This is a genomic window from Shewanella sp. (genome assembly GCF_051658185.1).
In the GTDB taxonomy this organism is placed as follows: Bacteria; Pseudomonadota; Gammaproteobacteria; order Enterobacterales; family Shewanellaceae; genus Shewanella.
In genome coordinates this window covers 1-5,006 of the sequence record NZ_JBOFMC010000037.1, presented here as the reverse complement: position 1 = coordinate 5,006, position 5,006 = coordinate 1, and the positions used below count along the sequence as shown (strand labels likewise).

Here is a 5,006-nt window from a genome sequence, read left to right as displayed (position 1 = left end):
GGGCCGTGATAAAGGGTTTCGGCCGCGCTTTCGTTCGCGCTTTCGATCAGCACTTCGCTTTCGGTCACATCACGGCGCACGCGCGTAACGCCATAACAGTACCCGCCATAGCCAAGGTCGGTGCAATCAGCCAAAGGCTAAAGGTTGGCGCCATTAGCCTCACGCAAACTGCCACACGCTTGGGTGGGATTAGCTTATTTCGCCGATTTTTCTAATCGAGCTAATAGACTTGAAGTATCCCAGCGGCTGCCTCCCATGGCCTGCACTTCAGAGTAAAATTGGTCGACTAATGCTGTAAGTGGCAAATGCGAGCCATTGCGGCGGGCTTCTTCAAGAGCGATACCTAAATCCTTACGCATCCAATCCACCGCAAAACCAAAATCGTAGCGTTGACCCCACATGGTTTGATAGCGATTCTCCATTTGCCAACTTTGCGCCGCCCCCTTGCTGATCACCTCGATCACTTTTTCACCATCCAATCCGGCCTTACGGGCAAATTGCAGGGCCTCCGCCAAACCTTGTACCACGCCAGCAATACAGATTTGATTGACCATTTTAGTCAACTGCCCAGCACCTACCTCACCCAAACGCTCGGCGCAGCGAGCAAATGCGGCAATCACAGGTTTAGCGCGCTGGAACACCGCCTCATCACCGCCAACCATGACAGTTAACACCCCGTTCTGCGCGCCCGCTTGGCCACCAGACACGGGCGCATCTAGAAAATCAATGCCTTTGGTAGCTAACACTTGGTAAAGCTCCCGAGCCACATCGGCTGATGCGGTCGTATGATCGACCAATACCGCACCGGGCGCCATGCCATGGATTACCCCATGCGTTCCTAATACGACCTCACGTAAATCGTTGTCATTGCCAACACAGGTAAACACAAACTCTTGGCCCTCGGCCGCTTCCTTTGGCGTTTTACAACAACGGCCGCCGTAAGTTTCTACCCAGGTTTGTGCCTTCGCAAAGGTTCGATTGTAAACCGTCACTTCATGACCCTGACTCAGTAAATGCCCCGCCATGGGATATCCCATTACACCTAAACCAATAAATGCGACTTTTGCCATTAGGAATTCCTTAACTAGATATACAAAGTGGAACAATTGCCATGATGCGTGGACATGTTGGCGTCAACAGAGCATTTGGCCGCTCGAACACCGCTGCGAGTTAACTTGGTGCATGCACCGATGTGACTGCCAATGCATGCTCGGCCACCACTCAATAATGCCAGCCAATAGTGAAGCTTATGCATCAACATGGCCCAATTGTGATGAGTTGCGGCAGTGTAACATTCCGTCGGTCTTGCGTCAGAGTAAAAATCAGCGAGGAGGCAAACGCACTTTTCGCGAGAAACAACAAAGGCGCTCACAGCGCCTTTGAAGAGAGAATTGGAGATGACGTGACCAGACTTTCCCTAAAGGACTTTCACTAAAGGACTTTCACTAAAGGACAATCACCCACCGCGTCAATGTAGCAACGTGCTACTTTACATGGGCTTCCATCTCCGCACCGATTTTTTTACGCATTTCCATTAAGCGCAACGCTGAATCGCGCAGATGGATATCCTGCGGTGTTTGCGGGATCCATTCAGGCACCGGCGTTGGTAACCCCGCCTCATCCACAGCAACCATGATCACAATGCAATGGGTCGTAAGCTGGCGCTCTGACACCTTAGGATCCCCCGCTCGCACATCGATACCAATATGCATGGACGTCTTGCCGGTATAAATGACTTTGGCACTCACTTCCACGATGTTACCCACCAAAATGGGCTGAACAAAGCGAATGCCTCCCGCATAGGCCGTAATGCAATATTTGCCACTCCAGCCCGCAGCGCAGGCATAGGCTGCTAGGTCAATCCACTTCATCACCGCGCCGCCATGAACTTTGCCACCAAAATTCACGTCCGCCGGTTCTGATAAAAATCTTAAGGTAATTTGTCTATCGGTACCCGCCATACTGCCTCAACCCCGCCCAGCGTTAATGCTGGGACTATTAAATTTTCTTAAACAGTAATGAACCGTTAGTGCCACCAAAGCCAAAGGAATTACACAGAGCATAATCCAGTTTGACATCACGCGCCGTGTGCGCCACGAAGTCTAAATCACAGCCTTCATCCGGATTATCCAAATTGATAGTCGGAGGCACCGCTTGATCGCGCAGTGCAAGTAGCGTAAATATTGCCTCAACCGCACCCGCCGCGCCAAGAAGATGGCCGGTCATCGATTTAGTCGAGCTCACTAATAACTGATAGGCATGATCGCCAAATACCGACTTAACCGCCGCCGCTTCGGCTTTGTCACCCGCAGGTGTGGATGTGCCGTGGGCATTAATGTAACCGATTTGCGCTAAGGCTAATTGCGCATCGTTAATGGCATTCACCATCGCCGCTGCCGCGCCCGCGCCATCACTTGGTGGCGATGTCATATGGAAAGCATCCCCACTCATACCAAAACCGACAAGCTCACCATAAATGGTCGCGCCGCGGGCCTTAGCATGCTCATACTCTTCGAGCACCATCACCCCTGCGCCATCACCAATCACAAAACCGTCACGATCTTTATCCCAAGGGCGACTCGCCGCGGTGGGATCATCATTACGAGTCGATAATGCCTTAGCGGCCCCAAAACCGGCCACGCCTAACGGCGATGTCACGTCCTCAGCGCCACCCGCGATCATCACATCAGCATCACCATAAGCAATAGTGCGCGCGGCAAAGCCAATATTGTGTACCCCGGTGGTGCAAGCGGTGGTCACGGCAAAGTTAGGCCCTGTCATGCCATACATAATGGATAAATGACCCGCAATCATATTGATAATGGTGCTAGGCACAAAGAAAGGCGACACCTTGCGCGGGCCACCCGCTAACAGTGCGCTATGGTTTTGCTCAATCAACCACATACCGCCCATACCCGCACCAATGGCGGTACCGACACGACCTGGGTTTTCTTGGCTCATGTCTAAACCCGAGTCTTGGATAGCTTGGATCCCTGCGGCCATACCGTATTGAATAAACAGATCCATCTTGCGAGCATCTTTTTTAGTGAGATATTGCTCAACATCAAAATCTTTTACGGAACCACTAAAACGAGTTGTAAACTCACTGGCATCAAATTTAGTTATCGGCGCAATACCACTTTTCCCAGAAAGCAGGGCTTTCCAAGATGAATCAACAGTATTACCCACGGGAGTTACCAACCCCAAACCAGTTACCACGACACGACGTTTAGACACGGCAGTCACCTTTTACATGCTAAATAAATGGAGTAATGACAGAGAAACACGGTTTTCTATCATGAAAAGGATCGCCAATCTGCGGGCGAGCATCTCTTGGATGACAGTGATACAGGATCCAGAGACGATTGAATGGCACTATTGCAGAATTTAGCGGGGATAAAACAAAAACAGGCGGCATATATGCCGCCTGTTCTCTAGAATTCAGGATTACTGATTCTTAGAAACGTAATCGATCGCTGCTTGAACAGTAGTGATCTTTTCAGCTTCTTCATCAGGGATCTCAGTATCAAACTCTTCTTCCAGAGCCATAACTAACTCAACAGTGTCCAGAGAATCTGCACCCAAATCGTCAACGAAAGATGCCGCTGGCTTAACGTCTTCTTCTTTAACGCCCAGTTGCTCTACAATGATTTTCTTTACACGTTCTTCAATGTTGCTCATTAGTTTTCTTTCCTATTCAAATTACGCACTTGCGTAAGATTGCGAGTAGTTTATTAGATTTGGCTGACAATGCAAGCTTAGTTTTCGTGGTCTAACCACGAAATTTAGCGACCGATTGATACAGATCACTACTCAGTTGCGACAGTATCCCTGCCATCTGCCTTTAAACCATGTACATTCCGCCATTCACATGCAAAGTCTCGCCTGTGATATAAGCGGCAGAATCCGAGGCCAAAAAGAGCACTGCATTGGCAATTTCTTGTGCTTGCCCTAATCGTTCCATCGGTACCTGAGACATGATAGCTTTTTGCTGATCTTCGGTCAGCTCATCAGTCATATCGGTCTGGATAAATCCAGGAGCGATAGCATTAACCGTAATTTGACGAGATGCAACCTCTCTTGCAAGAGATTTTGTAAATCCTATCAAACCAGCCTTTGCTGCTGAATAGTTTACTTGACCTGCATTGCCCATAGTGCCTACCACTGAACCGATGTTGATGATCCGGCCAAAGCGCTTTTTCATCATGGTACGCATCACAGGTTTTGATAGTCTGAACAATGATGTCAAGTTAGTATCAATGATATCTTGCCATTCATCATCTTTCATTCGCATCAGCAGGTTATCACGGGTGATCCCCGCGTTATTGACGAGAATATCAACATCACCGGCTTTTTCTTTGATCGAATCGAATAAATCGGCGACGGATTGACTATCGGTAACATTAAGCACTAAACCAAAACCTTTGTCACCCAGATATTCTTGAATTGCGGCGGCGCCCTTCTCACTTGTGGCAGTTCCTACCACAATTGCACCCGCTTCAACTAAGGTTTCGGCAATCGCACGGCCAATACCACGGCTCGCGCCAGTCACTAACGCAACTTTGCCCGCTAAACTCAGATTGATACTCATACAAACTCCTTATTCAGTTAACGCGCTAAGGGATGCAACATCGTTAACTGCTTGAGCAGAAAGCGATTTATTAATGCGTTTCGCAAGGCCTGTTAACACTTTTCCTGGACCGCACTCAACTAAGTGGGTAATGCCTTTTTCCGCCATCAATTCAACGGTTTCGCTCCAGCGCACCGGGCAATATAGCTGACGCACTAGCGCATCTTTAATGTCGGCAATCGCGCTTGGGGATGCCACATCCACGTTATTGATAACTGTGATGTTGGGCTGATTAAACGGTACATCGTTTAGCGCAATGGCTAATTTTTCTGCCGCAGGCTTCATTAAGGCACAGTGAGATGGCACGCTTACTGGCAGGGCCACCGCCATTTTGGCGCCAGATGCTTTACATGCTGCAGCAGCGCGTTCAACCGCG

General features: G+C 49.3%; 6 protein-coding genes. All 6 read right to left on the bottom strand.

What is annotated here, in order from left to right; genetic code table 11:
- Positions 1–194 precede the first annotated feature (194 nt).
- Positions 195–1,070, bottom strand: coding sequence for an NAD(P)-dependent oxidoreductase (locus ACRCZA_RS01595; RefSeq protein WP_438672737.1), 876 nt, complete (start codon positions 1,068–1,070; stop codon positions 195–197).
- A 414-nt stretch (positions 1,071–1,484) separates the two neighbouring features.
- On the bottom strand, positions 1,485–1,961 hold the full coding sequence (locus tag ACRCZA_RS01590; protein ID WP_438672736.1) for an acyl-CoA thioesterase: 477 nt from the start codon (positions 1,959–1,961) through the stop codon (positions 1,485–1,487).
- A gap of 37 nt (positions 1,962–1,998) precedes the next feature.
- The gene (gene fabF / locus ACRCZA_RS01585; protein ID WP_438672735.1) at positions 1,999–3,237 is read right to left on the bottom strand and encodes a beta-ketoacyl-ACP synthase II; all 1,239 of its coding nucleotides are present in this window, start codon (positions 3,235–3,237) and stop codon (positions 1,999–2,001) included.
- Positions 3,238–3,447: 210 nt separating this feature from the next.
- Positions 3,448–3,681, bottom strand: a complete 234-nt coding sequence (gene acpP, locus ACRCZA_RS01580; protein ID WP_006081231.1) for an acyl carrier protein — start codon at positions 3,679–3,681, stop codon at positions 3,448–3,450.
- A gap of 163 nt (positions 3,682–3,844) precedes the next feature.
- Positions 3,845–4,591, bottom strand: a complete 747-nt coding sequence (fabG, locus tag ACRCZA_RS01575; RefSeq protein WP_438672734.1) for a 3-oxoacyl-ACP reductase FabG — start codon at positions 4,589–4,591, stop codon at positions 3,845–3,847.
- Between the two features lie 9 nt (positions 4,592–4,600).
- The coding region (locus ACRCZA_RS01570) for an ACP S-malonyltransferase (RefSeq protein WP_438672733.1) at positions 4,601–5,006 on the bottom strand (406 nt) is incomplete at its 5' end.

Bases quoted from the DNA above. Each gene is read 5' to 3' on its own strand.
- ACRCZA_RS01595 (WP_438672737.1), bottom strand. From the start codon at position 1,070: ATGGCAAAAGTCGCATTTATTGGTTTAGGTGTAATGGGATATCCCATG.
- acpP (WP_006081231.1), bottom strand. From the start codon at position 3,681: ATGAGCAACATTGAAGAACGTGTAAAGAAAATCATTGTAGAGCAACTG.
- fabG (WP_438672734.1), bottom strand. From the start codon at position 4,591: ATGAGTATCAATCTGAGTTTAGCGGGCAAAGTTGCGTTAGTGACTGGC.
- ACRCZA_RS01590 (WP_438672736.1), bottom strand. From the start codon at position 1,961: ATGGCGGGTACCGATAGACAAATTACCTTAAGATTTTTATCAGAACCG.